This window comes from Martinezella sp. CNPSo 3959 (assembly GCF_057784355.1).
The window spans coordinates 1-18,863 of the sequence record NZ_JBXSOV010000010.1 but is presented as its reverse complement, the minus strand read 5'-3'; the positions used below and the strand labels follow the sequence as shown (position 1 = coordinate 18,863).

Sequence of the window (18,863 nt, the reverse complement as noted above, 5' to 3'; positions counted from 1 at the left end):
ATGTCTAGATATCCTTGAATTTGAAAGTTGATTTTGCGAGCTGATCGAGCTGGGAGACGCCCGGTCCTCTAGGGGACGCATCCGTCTTCGGCATTTTGCGGAGCAAATCCGTCAGCATGTCAGATTGCCTGTCACATTCGTGGCGAATTGCCTCAAGATGTTCGAGCATCAGTCCAAGGGCAAAAATCACGGCGCCGCTAAAAGCGTAGGAAAGGGCGCCTATCAGCCCCGCCGCGACGCCGGCTGCACTTCCACTAAACAACGTCGCAATCCCGAACAGGATCGCAATGCCAATCACCAAACCGCCAACCGCCTTGAGCAAACCTGCCATGTGTAAATTCCCGCAACCCAAGATAATAAAAGAGAGCTTGGCGATATATCACGGCGCACAAGCGTCAATCTCTATTATTTGATGTAGCGAGGAAATATTCTGTCAATACGTGTGCCCGCGCGGCGAATTTGATGTCCCGTAGCGGGGCGGATCTCTTTCGCGTTTATGCAGAGACGGTTTGGAATGCGTTAAGGAGGTGCATCGAATTTATGGTTAACGATAATTAGCCATTTAAAATCAGATCTATAGCCTGATTCGGCCATTGTCCCGGAATTTTACGTCTCATTAATTTGCATGTGGATATTAAGGGATCGTTTATGACCTTCTGGCATTCAATTCTCTCAATCAAGCGGGTTGTTAGGTGCGTTAAAGAAGGCTTGACATAATGGACGACGATTTCTGGAAAGCTGTTCAGGAAAAAGAGCAGTCCTATTCCACGTCGCGCAGGACTGGCGCGTTGAATATCGCTTTGCTGTTCGGTACGGCGGCGGTCGCGCTTTCGCTTATTCTGACCCCCATGCTCTCTGACAAATCCAAGTCGCGCGTGCTTGCAAGCGCGCCGGATATCGACAATATTGCTACGGGTTCGATCCCGCAGACGGAAAATGGCAAGCGGTACACGATCCGCCGCAGCGTTCTGCAGCAGGAACCGGGTTCGGTCTGCATCATCCAGGGTTATGGTGCCGATGCCGGCTGCCAATAGCGCATTTCCGGGAAAAGTGCGCAGCGGTTTTCCGTCCGGAATACGTAAGAAAAAATAGAGCGTTTTCGCGCATCGAAGAAAAGCGGAAATGCTATAGTGCATGAGCATAGCCTGCCGGATGCCATGACGAGCATCGGATTCTTCAGTTGTCCAATGCTGGGAGCTTCGAGCTTATGCGTTCCGTTCGGCGTATTTTCACCGATAAGACCGGTGCCACGGTCATTGAATACGGCCTCATTGCTGCCTTGATGTCGGCCGCAATCATCAGCGGTGTCGGCGCCTTCGGCGGCAGCCTTTCAAACACATTCAATCTTCTGTCCGATACGATACAGAATTCGGCGGCATCCCAGAACTGACGCGGCCGACAAATCTTTGGCTATTGTTTGAGCTTGTGCTCTTCAACCTTGAGCGCATCCGCCAAGCGCGCCTTGGCGGAACCCGGCCGCAGTGGCTTTTGCTGGCTTTCGTGCGGCGTCCAGCCTGAGACGTAGATGATCGAGAATGTCGCCCTAATCCGCCCGTCCGGATCGGAATAGCGCTCGGCATAGAGCTCGGCCGCACGCAGAAAGAAGGCACGCGTCAGCGGCTTGCGGCTGCGATCGACCAGCGGATTGGTCATGCCCATGGCGCGCAGGTCGCGCATCAAGGCAAACAGATTGTCGTAGCGCACGGTGTAGTTTTCGGCGTCGATGACGGGCAGTGTAAAGCCTGCACGCTGAAGGAGACCGCCGACATCGCGGACATCGGCAAAGGGAATGACGCGTGGGCTTGCGCCGCCCGTCAGCTCTATTTCGGTCGCGAGCAGCACGTCACGCAGTTCCTGCAGGGTTCCCGAGCCGGGGATCGCCGCCAGAAAAAGACCGTCAGCTTTCAGCGCCCGGCGGATCTGGATGAAGACGCCGGGCGTGTCGTTGGTGACATGCAGGCTAAGCGGGGAAAGCACGAGGTTGACCGATTCCGGCGCGAGCGGCAGCTCCTCCGGCGGCGCCTCGATGATGGTCTCGCCAGGAGCGGCAAAATCCTTCTCGCTTTCGATCCTTTTCAAATGGCCGATCTTGCCTGTCGCCAGAGCGAGGCGCGCGGCAATGCCTGTCGCGCCGTGCAGCTCGACCGCGTCGTCGAAATGACGTTCGGTGACGGCAAGCCGTTCCGCCAGTTCGCTGGCGGCAATATCGAGCAGGAAAGCCGCTTTCGTATCACCTTGTTTTAGCGCCCGGCGTTTGCGGGCCGAAAGCAGCGGTTGGTCGAATACGATTTCCATGGTGGTTTCCTGCACTATCATCAATTCGGCTGGGCATGCCGGGCACACGCGTTTCTTTCGCGCAATTCCGGGCGGAAAACCGCTATACACTTTTCCTGGAATTGCTAGTCTCAATCATATGGGGATGATGGGACGCGAAATCACCTTATCGATGCTGGGCGCCGGGCTGAAAAGGCCCTTCGTGGCGCTTGCGGATCTGGTCTATCCGCCCGCATGTCCGGGCTGTGGGGTTTCGGTCGGCGCGCATCGTGGTCTTTGCCCCGCATGCTGGTCCGGTATTCGCTTCATCGAGCGGCCCTATTGCGAAGTGCTCGGCAGCCCGTTTTCCCATGATCTTGGTGTTGGCATTCTAAGCGCAGAGGCGATCGCCGATCCACCCGTCTTCGACCGCTTGCGTTCCGCTGCCGTCCATGATGGCATCGTGCGCGATCTCGTTCTCAGCCTGAAATATCGCGATCGCACCGATCTCGCGCCGATGATGGCGGGCTGGATGCTGCGCGCCAGCGACGGCACGATTGCGGATTGCGATGCGATCATTCCGGTGCCTCTGCACCGGGCGCGGCTGTTTGCACGTAAATATAATCAGGCCGCCGAGCTTGCGCGACATATCGCTCGCCTTTCGGGCAAGCCGCTGCTGGCGGCAACGCTCCTGCGCGTCAAACGCACGAGCCAGCAGGTGGGTTTGGGAGCCAAGGCGCGGCAAGACAATGTGCGCGGCGCTTTCGCCGTTTCCGAGCATCGGGCCGCCGATATATTCGGGCGGCGCATCGTTCTCGTCGACGACGTTTATACGACCGGCGCCACGGTTGCCGCGGCCACGCGCGCGCTGAAGAAAGCAGGTGCTGCCGATGTCACTGTTTTGACCTTTGCAAGGGTCGTCGGCCATCTTATATGACAGTCAATATAGGCTTTTCCGGAGTGGATCATGGCATCCGTCGTTATCTATACGCGTGAATTCTGCGGCTATTGCGCCCGCGCGAAATCCCTGCTCGAATCCAAAGGCGTTGATTATGTCGAACATAATGCCACCTATTCGCCCGAGATGCGGCAGGAGATGATCGCCAAGGCGAATGGCGCCTCGACCTTCCCGCAGATTTTCATCAATGGTCAGCATGTGGGCGGCTGCGATGATATCCATGCGCTCGATCGGGCCGGCAAGCTCGATCCGATGCTGGCTGCCTGATCCATATGACGAGGGAGAGACCGATGAGCTTCAGGGCCGCTGCCATCCAGATGTGTTCCGGCGTCGATCCGGTGAAGAATGCGGCTGATGTGGCCCGTCTGGTGCGTGACGCCGCCTCGCAGGGGGCAATCTACGTACAGACGCCGGAGATGACCGGTGCCGTACAAAAGGATCGCCCGGGTCTGCGCGCTGTGCTGCGGGACGAGCCGAACGATATCATCGTCAAGACGGCCTCCGAGCTGGCGAAGGAACTCGGCATCCATCTTCACATCGGCTCGACGGCCATTGCGCTCGATGACGGCAAGATCGCCAATCGCGGTTTCCTCTTCGGCCCCGACGGCAAGCTCATCAATCGCTACGACAAGATCCATATGTTCGATGTCGATCTCGACAATGGCGAAAGCTGGCGCGAAAGCGCCGTCTACCGGCCGGGTTCGGAGGCGCGTATCGCGTCGCTGCCGTTTGCTCAACTCGGCTTTTCCATCTGCTACGACGTGCGCTTTCCCCAGCTCTTCCGCGCCCAGGCCGTTGCCGGCGCCGAGGTGATGACGGTGCCTGCCGCCTTCACAAAACAGACCGGCGAAGCGCATTGGGAAATCCTGCTGCGCGCCCGCGCCATCGAAAACGGCATGTTCGTCATCGCCGCCGCCCAGGCCGGCAAGCATGAGGACGGCCGTGAGACCTTCGGCCATTCGATGATCATCGATCCTTGGGGCAAGGTGCTGGCATCCGCCGGCGGCACGGGCGAGGTCGTCGTCATCGCCGAGATCGACATTGCTGCCGTCAAGTCAGCCCATGACAAGATACCGAACCTGAAGAATGCGCGTGAATTTTCGCTGGAGAAGATCGCGACGCCGGCGGCTGGAGGCGTCGCTGCTTGATCCGTTATTCGCTTACCTGTGACAATGCCCATGAGTTCGAGGGCTGGTTTTCCGAAAGCGCCGATTTCGATCGCCAGGTCGCAAGCGGTTTCCTTACCTGTCCTGTCTGCAATTCGGGTGCGATCTCCAAGCTCCTGATGGCGCCTTCGGTTTCGACGGCGCGCAAGAAGGATGAGTTGCAGACGCTCGCGATGGACGCAGCGCGCAAGCAGGCCTTGGTGAAACTCAAGGAAGCGGTCGACGCCATCAAGGCCAATGCCGAGGATGTTGGCACGAAGTTTCCCGAGGAAGCCCGCAAGATTCATTACGGCGAAGCAGATGCGCGCGGGATCATCGGTAAGGCGACGCCGGACGAGGCGCAGGCACTCGTCGAGGAAGGCATCGAGATCGCCGCCATTCCCATACTCCCCGACGATATCAACTGATGCCGGTACAGGCGGAGAACCTTTTCACCCCCCTCTGTCCCTTTCGGGACATCTCCCCCACAAGGGGGGAGATTGTTGGGAGTTTGCGGCGCTCTCTGCTAAGCCGATAAATTCAAGCATAAGCGGATGCGATACTTGTTTGGTGCGAGAAGTTACCACGCGCTACCGATCTCCCCCCTTGTGGGGGAGATGTCACGAAGTGACAGAGGGGGGTATCGGAGCTTCAGCATTCGCGGTGCTGTGGGCGTGAAGATCTCACGCGACCCGCTTCGCCAACAGCATATAATTGACGTCCATATCTTTCGATAGGTTCCAGCGGTCCTGCAGCGGCGAATAGAAGACGCCCGTGCGGGCGGTGATCTCGAGACCGCTTGCGGCAAGCGGCTTTTCGATCTCCTCAGGACGCACGAGCTTTTCGTATTGATGGGTGCCGCGCGGCAGCCAGCGCAGCACGTTTTCCGCCGCGAAAATGGCAAGCGCCGCTGCCTTCATGGTACGGTTGATGGTCGCGACGAACATCAGGCCGCCGGGGCGCACCATTTTCGCGCAGGTCGACAGGAAGAATTCGACGTCGGCGACGTGCTCCACCACTTCCATGTTTAGCACGATATCGAAGGTTTCGCCGGCTTCGGCCAGTTGCTCGGCCGTGACGGCGCGGTAGTCGACGGGAACGCCGGAGGCTTTTGCGTGCGTCGAGGCGATGCCGATATTCTTTTCGGAAGGGTCGGCGCCAATGACGGTGGCGCCCATGCGCGCGACCGGCTCGGACAGGAGGCCGCCGCCGCAGCCGATGTCGAGCACGCGCAGACCCTCAAGCGGCCTGCTGCTCTTCGGGTCGCGGTCGAAATTCTCGCAGGCGCGGTCGCGGATATAGGCAAGGCGCACAGGATTGAACTTGTGCAGCGGCTTGAACTTGCCAGTGGGGCTCCACCACTCGGCCGCCATGGCGGAGAAACGGTCCACTTCGCTCTGGTCGATCGTGCTCTTTGCCGTTTCGTTCATGGCTTGCTCCGTGATTTGCGTCGTTCGAAGGTTCGGACGACCGCACGCAATAATTCTATCCCGTAGGGTGAAGTCGGACGATCGATGCGCGATGTCAAGGGCCTGCGACCTTCGATCAGCTGTGGGCTATCCCGATCAGGAGTCGCGAATTGCGATGCGAAGGTTGACATGGAGGTATCTTATGGCCGATCAATCCGCGGGGCTGTGAAATGGACTTTCGGGACCGGGATCGATTGCGGTCGACCGGCTTGTAGAGGAGTTCCTCATGAGACCATTCCGTCTCGCGACGGCCATCGCCATGGGCTGGCTTGCGGCCAGCCATGCAAATGCCGGGGACGGCAAGGGGTTTCGCCTGACGATCGATGGCATTAGCGTCGGCATCAATCCCGGCGATACGCTCGAAGTTACCATGAAGGACGGCAGCAAGGTGCCGGTGGAGCTGCAGCGCAGCGAAACGGTGACGTTCACGGGCGGCAAATTCTCCTTCGATCACGATGGCAAATTCACGGTCGCAAAGACGGATCTCGGAGACGGCGTGCAGCAATATGCGCTGATGACGCCGATCGGCACGGGCATCATCGTGCAGGTCTATAAGGGTCTCAATCCGTCGAGCTATACCGATGTCGTCCTGCAGCAGATGGTGCAGGAGAGCCTGAATGGCGGCGCGAAGCTCAGCAAGCGGCCAACCCAGCGCACATTGCCGAGCGGTACCGTATTGAAGGGCATCAAGGCTGAGACGACCACGGACGGCGACGTCATGGAGTATGAGATCGTCGCGACCGGCCGGCCGGAAGGCGGGGTGCTTGTCGCCACCTTCCTCAACAGGGAAAACCTGCCCAGGGAAGAGGGCATTCTCGACAAGCTCTGGTCGACCTTAAAAGTTGATTTTTAGAGTAAGCTTTTAGCTGCCGAGGTATCCAGCGCTATTGCACCTGCCCGACAAACTCGCTAAGAGACGGCCCCATTGAGATCACGCTTTTCCGGCTACCGAACCGGGAGGGCGATTTTGCATGTCGGGCTTATCGCGTTCAGCCGCCCGGCGCAGGGTACTGGTAGAGGCACATGGCACGCATCGTGATGAAATTCGGCGGGACCTCCGTCGCGGATCTGGACCGTATCAAGAATGTCGCACGCCATGTGAAACGCGAGGTCGATGCCGGACACGAAGTGGCTGTGGTCGTTTCCGCCATGTCCGGCAAGACCAACGAACTGGTCGGCTGGGTCCAGAACATGCCGAAAGTCTCCGGCGCAAACCACTCGATCTATGATGCGCGCGAATATGATGCCGTCGTGGCTTCGGGCGAGCAGGTCACATCAGGCCTTCTGGCAATTGCGCTGCAGGCCATGGGCATCAATGCCCGCTCCTGGCAGGGCTGGCAGATCCCGATCCGCACCGACAACGCCCATGGCGCCGCCCGTATTCTCGAGATCGAGGGCGAGGACATCATCCGCCGCATGGGTGAGGGCCAGGTCGCCGTCATCGCTGGCTTCCAGGGGCTTGGCCCCGACAACCGCCTCTCGACGCTCGGCCGTGGCGGTTCCGACACCTCGGCCGTTGCGATCGCCGCCGCCGTGAAGGCCGACCGCTGCGATATCTATACCGACGTCGATGGCGTCTATACGACCGATCCGCGCATCGAGCCCAAGGCACGTCGCCTGAAGAAGATCGCCTTCGAGGAAATGCTCGAAATGGCCTCTCTCGGCGCGAAGGTGCTGCAGGTGCGTTCGGTCGAGCTCGCCATGGTGTTCAAGGTTCGCACCTTCGTGCGCTCTTCTTTCGAGGATCCCGATGCTCCGGGCATGGGCGATCTGCTTAACCCGCCCGGAACGCTGATTTGTGACGAGGAAGAAATCGTGGAACAAGAAGTAGTCACCGGCATTGCCTATGCCAAGGATGAGGCCCAGATCTCGCTGCGCCGTCTTGCCGACCGGCCGGGTGTTTCCGCCGCGATCTTCGGGCCGTTGGCCGAAAACCACATCAATGTCGACATGATCGTCCAGAACATTTCCGAGGACGGCTCCAAGACCGACATGACCTTCACGGTCCCGTCCGGCGATGTCGAGAAGGCGCTGCGCGTCCTTGGCGAGAACAAGGAAAAGATCGGCTACGATGTCGTCCAGAGCGAATCAGGTCTGGTCAAGGTTTCGGTCATCGGCATCGGCATGCGTTCGCATGCGGGCGTGGCCGCGACCGCTTTCAGGGCACTTGCCGAAAAAGGCATCAACATCAAGGCTATTACGACGTCAGAAATCAAGATTTCCATCCTGATCGACGGTCCTTATGCAGAACTCGCAGTCAGGACTTTGCATTCCTGCTACGGTCTGGATAAGAGTTGAGTCACGACTGCTGACGACGGACCGTGACGGAGGCGAGTTTCGGCCGGCCCTGACGTGGGCAAGACGAGCATGACATCTTGATTCGGGAGCTAGTGGCGCAATGAGAGACCTATCCGGCGGTCCACGCGTTCTGCTCAAGCGGCTACGCGAATTGATGGCGGAGCCGCTGGAGCCGCAGGAGCGCCTTGACCGGATCGTCCGCCAAATTGCCAGCAACATGGTGGCCGAGGTCTGCTCGGTTTATGTGCTGCGCGCGGACGGCGTCCTTGAACTTTATGCCACCGAGGGTCTGAATAAAGAGGCCGTTCACCTTTCGCAATTGAAGATGGGGCAAGGCCTCGTCGGCACGATTGCCGCCTCCGCCCAGCCGCTCAATCTTTCCGACGCGCAATCGCATCCGGCCTACCGCTACCTGCCGGAAACCGGCGAAGAGATTTATCACTCCTTCCTCGGCGTGCCGATCCTGCGCACCGGCCGGTCGCTCGGCGTTCTCGTCGTCCAGAACAAGGCGAGCCGCAACTACCGCGAGGAGGAGCTGGAGGCGCTCGAAACGACGGCCATGGTGCTGGCCGAGATGATCGCGACTGGCGAGCTGAAGAAGATCACCAAGCCGGGTCTGGAGCTTGACCTCACACGCTCCGTCACGATTGATGGCGACAGCTACAATGAAGGGATCGGCCTCGGCTATGTCGTGCTGCACGAGCCGCGCATCGTCGTCACCAACCTCTTGAACGAGGATACCGACAAGGAAATCGGCCGTCTCGCCGAAGCGCTGGGATCGCTGCGCATTTCGATCGACGACATGCTCTCGCGCCGCGACGTTTCCATGGAAGGCGAACATCGCGAGGTTCTTGAAACCTACCGCATGTTCGCGCACGATCAGGGCTGGGTGCGCAAGCTGGAGGAAGCCGTCCGCAATGGCTTGACCGCTGAAGCCGCCGTCGAAAAGGTGCAGAGCGACACCAAGGCGCGCATGATGCGCCTGACAGATCCCTATCTGCGCGAACGCATGCATGATTTCGAGGATCTGGCCAACCGGCTTTTGCGGCAGCTCATCGGACATTCCGGGCGTACCAGTGCTGAAGGCTTTCCGAACGACGCGGTCATCTTTGCGCGTGCGATGGGTGCGGCGGAACTGCTCGATTATCCGCGCGCCAATATTCGCGGCCTGGTGCTGGAAGAGGGCGCTGTCACGAGTCATGTCGTCATCGTGGCGCGCGCCATGGGCATTCCGGTCGTCGGCCAGGCGGCAGGCATCGTCGCGCTGGCGGAAAACGGCGATTCGGTCATCATCGATGGTGATGGCGGCCATGTTCACCTTCGGCCTATGGCCGATCATCAGCGCTCCTATGAGGAGAAGGTCCGGTTTCGTGCCCGCAGGCAGGAGCAGTTCCGGGCTCTGCGCTCCGTCGAGCCGGTCACCAAGGACGGGCAGCGCATTTCGCTGCTGATGAATGCCGGCCTGCTGGTCGATCTGCCGCAGCTTGCGGAATCAGGGGCCGAGGGTATTGGCCTGTTCCGCACCGAGCTGCAGTTCATGATCGCCTCGACCATGCCGAAGGCGGATGAGCAGGAAGCCTTCTATCGCAATGTCCTGAAGCAGGCGGGCGGCCGTGTCGTCACGTTCCGCACGCTCGACATCGGCGGCGATAAGGTGGTTCCCTATTTCCGCGCGCATGAGGAAGAAAACCCGGCGCTCGGCTGGCGTGCCATCCGCCTATCGCTCGATCGCCCCGGCTTGTTGCGCACGCAGCTCAGGGCCATGCTCAAGGCGGCGGCCGACAACGAATTGAAGATGATGGTGCCGATGGTCACGGAAGTCTCCGAGATCAGGGCCGTGCGCGAGCTTCTGCAGAAGGAAGTGCAGCACCTCTCGCGCTTCGGGCACAGCCTGCCGCGCAAGCTGCAGTTCGGCGCAATGCTCGAGGTGCCCGCGCTGCTGTGGCAGCTGGACGAGCTGATGGCGGAAGTCGATTTCGTCTCGGTCGGCTCCAACGACCTGTTCCAGTTCTCGATGGCGGTCGATCGCGGCAATGCCCGCGTTTCGGATCGCTTCGATCCGCTCGAGCGGCCGTTCCTGCGTATCCTGCGCGATATTGTGCGCGCTGGCGAACGCAACAAGACGCCGGTGACGCTTTGCGGCGAACTGGCGGGCAAGACGATTTCGGCTATGGCCCTGCTCGGAATCGGTTTCCGCTCGGTTTCGATGTCGCCGGCCTCGATCGGCCCGGTCAAGGCAATGCTGCTCGGGCTCGACCTCAAGGCCCTGTCCGAGGTCATGGAGGCCGCACTCGATGACAGGCAGCCGACGAGTTCCATGCGGGATGTCCTTGTGCGCTTTGCCGAGAGCCACAATATTCCGCTTTAGCGCCCGATCCTGAAAAGCACGAAGCGGTTTGCAGGCAGGATCATGCGCATCACAACATCAAAGCAGAGATAATAAGAAGAATTGGAGTAGAGGGTGGCGAAGCTCCCCGTTGAAAAAATGCGCGAGTTGGAACGTCGCTTCGGCGAGATCGAGGCGCGCATGTCCGCTGGCCCGGCCGCGGATGTCTATGTGAAGCTTGCTTCCGAATATTCCGAATTGCAGCCGGTCGTGACCAAGATCCGCGATTATGAGCGCGCTCTCGCCGAGGCTGCCGATCTTGAAGCCATGCTCTCCGACAAATCGGTCGATCGCGAGATGCGCGATCTTGCCGAGATGGAGCTGCCCGAGGTCAAGGAGCGCATCGAGGCGCTGGAAAAGGATATCCAGGTCGAGCTTCTGCCGAAGGACGCGGCCGACGAGAAAAGCGCGATCCTGGAAATCCGCGCTGGCACCGGCGGCTCCGAGGCGGCGCTTTTTGCCGGTGACCTCTTCCGGATGTATGAGCGTTTCGCCGCCAGCAACGGCTGGAAGGTGGAGGTGCTTTCGGCGAGTGACGGCGAAGCCGGTGGTTTCAAGGAAATCATCGCCACCATCAGCGGCAAGGGCGTGTTTTCCCGGCTGAAGTTCGAATCCGGCGTCCATCGCGTGCAGCGCGTGCCGGAAACCGAGGCGGGCGGGCGCATCCACACCTCGGCGGCGACCGTTGCCGTTCTGCCGGAAGCCGAGGAGATCGATATCGAAATCCGGCCCGAGGATATCCGCATCGACACCATGCGCTCATCCGGCGCCGGCGGCCAGCACGTCAACACGACGGACTCGGCCGTGCGCATCACGCATCTTCCCTCCGGCATCGTCGTCACGAGCTCGGAAAAGTCGCAGCACCAGAACCGCGCCAAGGCCATGCAGGTCCTGCGGTCGCGCCTCTTTGACATGGAGCGCCAACGCGCCGACAGTGAGCGTTCCGCCGACCGCAAAAGCCAGGTTGGCTCCGGCGATCGCTCCGAGCGCATCCGCACCTATAACTTCCCGCAAGGGCGCGTCACCGATCACCGCATCAACCTGACGCTCTACAAGCTCGACCGGATGATGGAAGGCGAGATCGACGAGGTGGTCGATGCGCTTTTGGCGGATTATCAGGCGAGCCAGCTCGCCCAGCTCGGCGAACAGGCATGAGCGGCGAGCAGGGGCCGACCATATCCGGGCTCCTGCAGGAGGTGCGCTCGCGTTTTGCCGAGGTCGATCTCGACGATCCCGCCACGGAAGCCCGCATTCTTGTCGGTGGCCTTCTTCGCCTTTCCGCGACCGGGCTGGTGACGCGCGGTTCCGAGCCTGTGTCCGCAGATGATGCCGCGACGGTACGGGCTGCGATTGCCCGGCGGCTCAATCATGAGCCGGTCCATCGCATTCTCGGCGAACGCGAGTTTTATGGTCTCTCCCTGCGGCTGTCGCCGGCGACGCTCGAGCCACGGCCTGATACGGAAATTCTCGTCGATACGATGCTGCCGCATATTAGGCGTCTTGAATCCAAGATCGGCAATATCCACATACTGGACATTGGAACGGGTACCGGGGCCATCTGTTTGGCTCTGCTCCATGAAAGCCCGCAAGCGACGGGTGTCGGTTCCGATATTTCCAGCGAAGCGCTGGAAACGGCTCGCGGGAACGCTGAGCGAAATGGCCTGGCAGAGCGGTTCATGACCGCGCATGGAAGCTGGTTTGACGCCATCCACGAATGTTTTCATGTGATTGTCTCAAATCCGCCCTATATTGCGTCCAATGTCATTTCCACTCTCGCTCCAGAAGTAAAGGATTTCGATCCTCCCGCGGCCCTTGACGGGGGCCTTGATGGGCTGGATGCTTACAGGGCGATCGCGAAGGACGCGGCTCGGTTCCTGCATCCGGACGGTATGATAGGTGTGGAGATCGGCTACGATCAGCGTGAAACGGTGACTTCAATTTTTGAAGGAGCAGGATTTTCCCTCGTCGAGGCGGTCCGTGACTACGGGCAGAATGACCGGGTTCTTGTGTTTGAATTTCAACATTAATGCGACGTTTTCAGCGGATTTGTGAGACCCCGTTGCTATCGCAAAGAAAAAGCTTGGATTTCCTGAGGAAGCAATATAGGTTGCGCTCACGCGTTGGGCGGCTGGGAATGAGCGAGACGATTCGCTTATCTTGGACAGCCTCGGGGAACCGCTCTCTGGTAAGAGTGTCAAAGGTTGAAGATAACCCAATGCGTGATCAGTTTAATCTGACGTAGTCGAGCGGCAGACCGGCGCTAAAGCGCAGTTTGCTTGCGGCACGAAAGCCCTGGTTTGGCAGTGTCCGAACCGCGGCGGCGGGTGTCGTGTATAATTTTATCCCAACGAAGAGAATTCAGGTGAAGGATCTATGAGGCCAGGACAGCAGAACAAGCGCGGTCGGGGGCGTGGTAACAACAACAACGGCGGCGGCGGAAATAACAACAACAATTTCAACCGCAAGGGCTCGAACCCGCTGACCAGGACTTACGACAGCTCTGGTCCCGATGTGAAAATCCGCGGAACCGCACAGCATATCGCCGAGAAGTACGCGGCCTTGGCTCGCGATGCTCAAAGCTCCGGCGACCGCGTCATGGCGGAAAACTACCTGCAGCATGCCGAACACTACAATCGGATCATTGCCAGCGCTCAGGCGCAGATGCAGGAGCGCTACCAGCGCGACGATCATCACAACTACAATGACCGCGATAATGCCGAGCGTGACATCGACGATATGGACGCGCAGGAAATCGACGATCAGCCGCAGATGGCTCAACCTCACGTTCGCCAGCAGCAGGCTGCTCCAGCCGTTGCTGCTGCTCCGGCCAGTGAGCCCGAAGCCATCAACGGTACCGGCCCGCAGCCGGTGATCGAAGGCATTCCGGCCGAAGTGGCGATCGAAGAGGAAACTCCGGCAGTCGCTGCCACCGAGCGCCAGCCGCGCCGTCGCAGTGCAGGCGGCAATCGTCCGCGCCGCCAGCCGCGCCGCAGCGCTGCAGCCGAGGGCGAAGACCAGGGTGAAGCCGGGTCGAGCGAAGCTCCGGCTTTGGCGGACGCTACCTCGGAATAAGTCGCTCCGCTGGAGTGAACGAGTTAATAAAGCGAGAATGCAGGAATGGCGGCGAAAGCCGCCATTCCTTTTTGTATGGCGGGTAGTCCCTTTCTGGACTAACCGGCGCTTCTTCGATTGCCGAAGCAAATGGAGCCACTCCGTCCGGTTTTTCCATTCCGCGACCCTTTAAACTCTTCGAATATCCTCCCATATTCTCTCCAGTTGTCTTGCCGCAAATCTCAATGGCGGAAAGGCGGGGCCTGCCTCTAGAGGGGGCTCAATCTCAATCATCGGTCTGTGCCGGGTCCGGGCAGAGCGATTCATGGAGGTCTCATATGAATATTGAAAAATACTCCGAGCGGGTACGCGGTTTCCTGCAATCCGCCCAAACCAATGCGCTTGCGCAAGGAAATCAGCAGTTCACCCCCGAACATGTTCTCAAGGTGCTTCTGGACGACGACCAGGGCATGGCTGCCTCGTTGATCGAACGCGCCGGCGGTGACGCCAAGGCTGCGCGTCTTGCCAATGATGCCGCGCTTGCCAAGCTACCGAAGGTTTCCGGCGGCGACGGTCAGGTCTATCTCTCACAGCCGCTCGCCAAGGTCTTTACTACTGCTGAAGATGCCGCGAAGAAGGCTGGCGACAGTTTCGTCACCGTCGAGCGTCTCTTGCAGGCTTTGGCCATCGAACCCTCGGCTTCCACTTCGGAGAGCCTGAAGAAGGCCGGCGTTACACCTGTCGCCCTCAATCAGGTCATCAACGATATCCGCAAGGGCCGCACGGCCGACTCGGCCAATGCGGAGCAAGGCTTCGATTCCTTGAAGAAATATGCCCGCGACCTCACCGCCGAGGCCCGCGAAGGCAAGCTCGACCCTGTGATCGGCCGTGATGACGAAATCCGTCGCACGATCCAGGTCCTGTCGCGCCGCACGAAGAACAATCCTGTGCTGATCGGCGAGCCTGGCGTCGGCAAGACGGCGATCGTCGAAGGCCTGGCGTTGCGCATCGTCAATGGCGACGTGCCGGAATCGCTGAAAGATAAGAAGCTGATGGCGCTCGACATGGGGGCGCTGATTGCCGGTGCAAAATTCCGCGGCGAGTTCGAAGAGCGGCTGAAAGCCGTGCTCAACGAGGTGCAGTCGGAAAACGGCGAGATCATCCTGTTCATCGATGAAATGCACACCCTCGTCGGTGCCGGCAAGGCTGACGGCGCCATGGATGCGTCCAACCTGCTGAAGCCTGCGCTTGCGCGCGGCGAGCTGCACTGCGTCGGCGCGACCACGCTCGATGAATACCGCAAGCATGTCGAGAAGGATCCGGCTCTTGCGCGTCGTTTCCAGCCCGTCATGGTCGAGGAGCCGACGGTCGAAGACACGATCTCGATCCTGCGCGGCTTGAAGGAAAAGTATGAGCAGCATCACAAGGTGCGCATCGCCGATGCCGCGCTGGTGGCGGCCGCAACCCTGTCGAACCGCTACATCACCGACCGCTTCCTGCCGGATAAGGCCATCGACCTGATGGACGAAGCCGCAGCGCGTCTGCGCATGCAGGTGGATTCCAAGCCGGAAGAGCTCGACGAACTCGATCGCCGCATCATTCAGCTGAAGATCGAGCGCGAGGCGTTGAAGAAGGAAACCGACCAGGCCTCGGCTGACCGGCTGAAGCGGCTGGAAACGGATCTTACGTCTCTGGAAGAGGAAGCCGATGCGCTGACTGCGCGCTGGCAGGCCGAAAAGCAGAAGCTTGGTCTTGCCGCCGACCTGAAGAAGCAGCTCGACGATGCCCGCAACGAACTTGCCATTGCCCAGCGCAAAGGTGAATTCCAGCGCGCCGGCGAGCTTGCCTATGGCGTGATCCCCAATCTGGAGAAGGAACTCCACGCCGCGGAAGAGCAGGATAGTGCCCGTGATTCTATGGTGCAGGAGGTCGTCACCGCCGACAATATCGCCCAGGTGGTTTCCCGCTGGACCGGGATTCCCGTGGACAAGATGCTGGAAGGCGAGCGCGACAAGCTGCTCAGGATGGAAGACGAGCTGGCAAAATGGGTCGTCGGCCAGGGCGATGCCGTTCAGGCTGTTTCCCGTGCCGTTCGCCGCTCTCGCGCCGGCCTGCAGGATCCGAACCGGCCGATCGGCTCGTTCATCTTCCTCGGCCCGACCGGTGTCGGCAAGACGGAGCTGACCAAGGCGCTTGCCCGTTTCCTCTTCGACGACGACACTGCGATGGTGCGCATCGACATGTCCGAGTACATGGAAAAGCACTCCGTGGCCCGACTGATCGGCGCTCCTCCCGGCTATGTCGGCTATGAGGAAGGCGGCGCGTTGACCGAAGCCGTCCGCCGTCGGCCCTATCAGGTCGTGCTGTTCGACGAGATCGAAAAGGCGCATCCCGATGTCTTCAACATCCTGCTCCAGGTTCTGGACGACGGACGGTTGACGGACGGACAGGGCCGCACGGTCGATTTCCGGAACACGATGATCATCATGACTTCCAATCTGGGCGCCGAATATCTGACCCAGCTGAAGGATGGCGATGATAGCGATCTGGTGCGCGAGCAGGTGATGGAAGTCGTCCGGTCGCATTTCCGGCCGGAATTCCTGAACCGTATCGACGAGATCATCCTGTTCCATCGCCTGAAGCGCGATGAGATGGGCGCGATCGTCGACATTCAGCTCGAGCGGCTGCTGAAGCTGCTGTCGGAACGCAAGATCACGCTCGAACTCGATGAGGATGCCCGCAACTGGCTCGCCAACAAGGGTTACGATCCGGTCTATGGGGCAAGGCCGCTGAAGCGGGTGATCCAGAAATACGTCCAGGATCCGCTCGCCGAACAGATCCTTTCGGGTCAAATTCCGGATGGTTCGCTCGTCAAGGTCACCAGCGGTTCGGACCGGCTGTTGTTTCGTCCGCGCCAGGCGGTAAACGAAGCGGCCTAAGCTATAGTATGTGAATAAATGCGGATGGCGGTCTTCGGGCCGCCATTTTGCCATCGGTCGCAGCGCAGCCCCAATTTGAAATGGCTGAGCGGCTGGGGCTATTTGCTGGCGATCTGCTTCGTCTTCTCGTCGGTCAGCAGTGTATCGATGCGCTTGCGCTCTTCCTGGAATTTGGCGAGCGCGTCGCCTTCAAGCGATTTGCCGCCGGGAAGGCGGATGCGCAACGGGTCGACCTTCGTACCGTTGACGATCAGCTCATAGTGCAGGTGCGGACCGGTCGCGAGACCTGTCGAGCCGATGAAGCCGATCACCTGTCCCTGCACGACCTTCGCGCCGGGGACGACGCCCTTGGCGATGGCGCTCTGGTGATTGTAGGAGGAGACGTAGCCGTTCGCATGGCGGATCAAGGTCTGATTGCCGAAACCGCCGGAATCCCAGCTGGCCTTTTCGACGATGCCGTTGCCGGCAGCGATGATCGGCGTGCCGCGCGGTGCTGACCAGTCGACGCCGGTATGCATGCGGGCAAAGCCTAGGATCGGGTGGCGGCGCATGCCGAAGCCGGATTTGAAGACGCCGGTGGGAACAGGATTGCGCAGCAGGAATTGCCGGATGCTCTTGCCGGCCTCGTCGAAGTAATCAATCGAGTGATCAGTCGGATCTTCGAAGCGGTAGAAACGGGTGACGTTATCGCCGAAACGGGCGTTGACGTAGAGCAGCTCGGAATCGGCCGTCGCCTGTCCCTTGTCGTCAGTTACGGAGAAGAAGGCTTCCAGCGAATCCGTTGGCTTTAGCTGTGCCTGGAAATCGACATTGCTCGCGAGCAGCTTGACGATCTGTGCCACCATCTCCTTGGTCATGCCGTAGGAAAGGGCGGCGCGATAGATGCCGTCATAGACGCTCGGGAGGTCACGACCGGCTGCCAGGGCGGGTGCGTCATTGTCGAAAGCCGTCGAGATGGCATCGAGCATTGGCGGCGCGCTGCCGGCAACGAAGTCGCCATGATCGTTCTGCGCGACGGTCAGCAGATGTTTCGTGCCGCGATAGATGCTGGCGCGGATGATTTTTGCCTGCTCGCCCTTCTGCAGGATGCCGATGCGCAGCACGTCGCCGGCGGAGACATCGGACGAACCGAAGAGCGGCTGGATCTTGGTTGCGACATCATTCGCGTCGGCTTTGAGGTAGCCGGCGCCTATTAGTGCCGCGGCAATCGGCATGTTCTCGCGGACGGGAATAATATCGTCGGCAAATTCTTCCGTCTGCGCAGTCACCGCTTCCGGAGCCGAGACGGACATGTTCTCTTCTACGATGCGAGCTGCAAGGCCCGCTGTCAGGTCGACGTCGGAATCGTCATTGGCGAAACGGCGCGGGTCGACATAGTAGAGCGCCGAAAGCTGGGCATTGCCGTCGGCCAGCACCGAACCATTGGAACGGACATTTTCTTCGACCTCATCAAGCGACATGGAGCCGGCAAGCTGGAATGGAATGTCCTTGGCAGGAAAGGCTATCGTCTTCAGGCTGACTTCGGATTCGACGTCTGATCCATAAATGGCACCGGTCTTGTTGGCTGGCTGCGGTATGTTGTCGTCCGTCGAAAAGATCGCCAAAGGATCGAAGGGCGGGTAGCTCTCGCTGGCGATCCGGTTGGTGGCGAGGGCGATCTTCACATGGGCGAAGGGTTGGCGGCGCACCACTTCCTTGTCGCCATCGCGTACAACGGTCGACACTTCAAGAACATTGCGGTCGGAAGGCTTCGAGGCGATCGCGGTGGAAATTAGTCGGCCGCCGCGCGTGACCTGATCATCGGCAGCATTATGATTATCGACCGTCGCATAGGCTTCCGCAGGGATTGCGAGCTGCTGCCGGCCGTCGAGTGCGGCAAACAATGCTACGCCCATAAGGATGCTTGACGTGACACCGGTCAGAAAGGTGCCGGAAAGCCAACGGAGAGAGACCTCGCGCCGATCCGGTGCCCGTCGGCCATCCGCCAGGATTGGCGGCTCGTTGCCGAGGGATCGGAGCATCATCTTGTCCGTCATCATGCCGATCGTGATCCGCTTCCTTCATGCGAGCCCGCAGGCTGGGGGCGAAGATGTGCATATTTATGACAGAAGTGTCAAATCAACCAGCCGCTTTTTGAGTCATTCCGTGCCCTGTTTCCCATAAATGCCAGGAACGCTGGCACTGGGTTCTGGTGCCGAGATGCAGCTTTTGAGCCGGTTCCACCATTTTGCGGCCATGTCGGATGCTCTCTGGTGGATATCTAAAGGTGTTCTGGGCGGATTTTTAGGACGTCCGCCGAGATGTTCATAAAAGTTACATAGGAATCAAACAGTTATGTGTTTTTTGATTTTTTTCAAAATAGGC

At 59.7% G+C, this 18,863-nt stretch carries 17 protein-coding genes; 13 read left to right on the top strand and 4 right to left on the bottom strand.

Annotation, left to right across the window (positions count from 1 at the left end; translation table 11 throughout):
- Positions 1 to 4 precede the first annotated feature (4 nt).
- Positions 5 to 331: a hypothetical protein gene (locus AC13RE_RS19910; protein WP_488564213.1), complete on the bottom strand. Its 327-nt coding sequence runs from the start codon at positions 329 to 331 to the stop codon at positions 5 to 7.
- 385 nt (positions 332 to 716) lie between these two features.
- Here AC13RE_RS19910 and AC13RE_RS19905 point away from each other — a divergent pair, with 385 nt between their 5' ends.
- Together AC13RE_RS19905 and AC13RE_RS19900 are read left to right on the top strand one after the other, a co-directional pair.
- On the top strand, positions 717 to 1,034 hold the full coding sequence (locus AC13RE_RS19905; RefSeq protein ID WP_488564212.1) for a hypothetical protein: 318 nt from the start codon (positions 717 to 719) through the stop codon (positions 1,032 to 1,034).
- 173 nt (positions 1,035 to 1,207) lie between these two features.
- A complete protein-coding gene (locus tag AC13RE_RS19900) occupies positions 1,208 to 1,390 on the top strand; it encodes a Flp family type IVb pilin (RefSeq protein ID WP_015341284.1) in 183 nt (60 codons plus the stop codon).
- A 20-nt stretch (positions 1,391 to 1,410) separates the two neighbouring features.
- Here the strand turns inward: AC13RE_RS19900 and AC13RE_RS19895 are convergent, their stop codons facing one another.
- Positions 1,411 to 2,295, bottom strand: a complete 885-nt coding sequence (locus AC13RE_RS19895) for a methyltransferase domain-containing protein (protein ID WP_488564211.1) — start codon at positions 2,293 to 2,295, stop codon at positions 1,411 to 1,413.
- 118 nt (positions 2,296 to 2,413) lie between these two features.
- On the opposite strand from AC13RE_RS19895, the gene AC13RE_RS19890 reads away from it, so the two are divergent.
- Genes AC13RE_RS19890 through AC13RE_RS19875 form a run of 4 tightly spaced genes read left to right on the top strand, consistent with a single transcriptional unit; the run spans position 2,414 to position 4,784 of the window.
- Positions 2,414 to 3,190, top strand: coding sequence for a ComF family protein (locus AC13RE_RS19890; RefSeq protein WP_488564210.1), 777 nt, complete (start codon positions 2,414 to 2,416; stop codon positions 3,188 to 3,190).
- A 30-nt stretch (positions 3,191 to 3,220) separates the two neighbouring features.
- Complete coding sequence (gene grxC / locus AC13RE_RS19885; RefSeq protein WP_112607655.1) at positions 3,221 to 3,478, top strand: glutaredoxin 3; 258 nt, start codon at positions 3,221 to 3,223, stop codon at positions 3,476 to 3,478.
- A gap of 23 nt (positions 3,479 to 3,501) precedes the next feature.
- Entirely contained in the window at positions 3,502 to 4,359 is an 858-nt protein-coding gene (locus AC13RE_RS19880) for a carbon-nitrogen hydrolase family protein (RefSeq protein ID WP_488564209.1), read from the top strand.
- Complete coding sequence (locus tag AC13RE_RS19875; RefSeq protein ID WP_488486026.1) at positions 4,356 to 4,784, top strand: DUF1178 family protein; 429 nt, start codon at positions 4,356 to 4,358, stop codon at positions 4,782 to 4,784. The genes AC13RE_RS19880 and AC13RE_RS19875 overlap by 4 nt, the downstream gene beginning before the upstream one ends.
- 255 nt (positions 4,785 to 5,039) lie before the next feature.
- On the opposite strand, the gene ubiG is transcribed toward AC13RE_RS19875, so the two are convergent.
- A complete protein-coding gene (gene ubiG / locus AC13RE_RS19870; RefSeq protein WP_488486025.1) occupies positions 5,040 to 5,786 on the bottom strand; it encodes a bifunctional 2-polyprenyl-6-hydroxyphenol methylase/3-demethylubiquinol 3-O-methyltransferase UbiG in 747 nt (248 codons plus the stop codon).
- Positions 5,787 to 6,051: 265 nt separating this feature from the next.
- Here ubiG and AC13RE_RS19865 point away from each other — a divergent pair, with 265 nt between their 5' ends.
- The 7 genes from AC13RE_RS19865 to clpB all read left to right on the top strand — a co-directional run bounded on the left by AC13RE_RS19865 (position 6,052) and on the right by clpB (position 16,499).
- Positions 6,052 to 6,678, top strand: coding sequence for a hypothetical protein (locus AC13RE_RS19865; protein ID WP_488564208.1), 627 nt, complete (start codon positions 6,052 to 6,054; stop codon positions 6,676 to 6,678).
- A gap of 170 nt (positions 6,679 to 6,848) precedes the next feature.
- The gene (locus AC13RE_RS19860; protein WP_015341275.1) at positions 6,849 to 8,123 is read left to right on the top strand and encodes an aspartate kinase; all 1,275 of its coding nucleotides are present in this window, start codon (positions 6,849 to 6,851) and stop codon (positions 8,121 to 8,123) included.
- Between the two features lie 100 nt (positions 8,124 to 8,223).
- Positions 8,224 to 10,491 (top strand): phosphoenolpyruvate--protein phosphotransferase, encoded by a 2,268-nt coding sequence (gene ptsP, locus AC13RE_RS19855; RefSeq protein ID WP_488564207.1) that lies wholly within the window; start codon positions 8,224 to 8,226, stop codon positions 10,489 to 10,491.
- A 93-nt stretch (positions 10,492 to 10,584) separates the two neighbouring features.
- Positions 10,585 to 11,664, top strand: coding sequence for a peptide chain release factor 1 (prfA, locus tag AC13RE_RS19850; protein ID WP_488486022.1), 1,080 nt, complete (start codon positions 10,585 to 10,587; stop codon positions 11,662 to 11,664).
- Positions 11,661 to 12,536, top strand: coding sequence for a peptide chain release factor N(5)-glutamine methyltransferase (gene prmC / locus AC13RE_RS19845; protein ID WP_488564206.1), 876 nt, complete (start codon positions 11,661 to 11,663; stop codon positions 12,534 to 12,536). The genes prfA and prmC overlap by 4 nt, the downstream gene beginning before the upstream one ends.
- 346 nt (positions 12,537 to 12,882) lie before the next feature.
- Positions 12,883 to 13,581 (top strand): DUF4167 domain-containing protein, encoded by a 699-nt coding sequence (locus tag AC13RE_RS19840; RefSeq protein ID WP_488564205.1) that lies wholly within the window; start codon positions 12,883 to 12,885, stop codon positions 13,579 to 13,581.
- Between the two features lie 317 nt (positions 13,582 to 13,898).
- Positions 13,899 to 16,499, top strand: a complete 2,601-nt coding sequence (gene clpB, locus AC13RE_RS19835) for an ATP-dependent chaperone ClpB (protein ID WP_488564204.1) — start codon at positions 13,899 to 13,901, stop codon at positions 16,497 to 16,499.
- Between the two features lie 98 nt (positions 16,500 to 16,597).
- Here clpB and AC13RE_RS19830 read toward each other — a convergent pair whose 3' ends face one another.
- Positions 16,598 to 18,538, bottom strand: coding sequence for a M23 family metallopeptidase (locus AC13RE_RS19830; protein ID WP_112336482.1), 1,941 nt, complete (start codon positions 18,536 to 18,538; stop codon positions 16,598 to 16,600).
- Between the last annotated feature and the right edge of the window lie 325 nt (positions 18,539 to 18,863).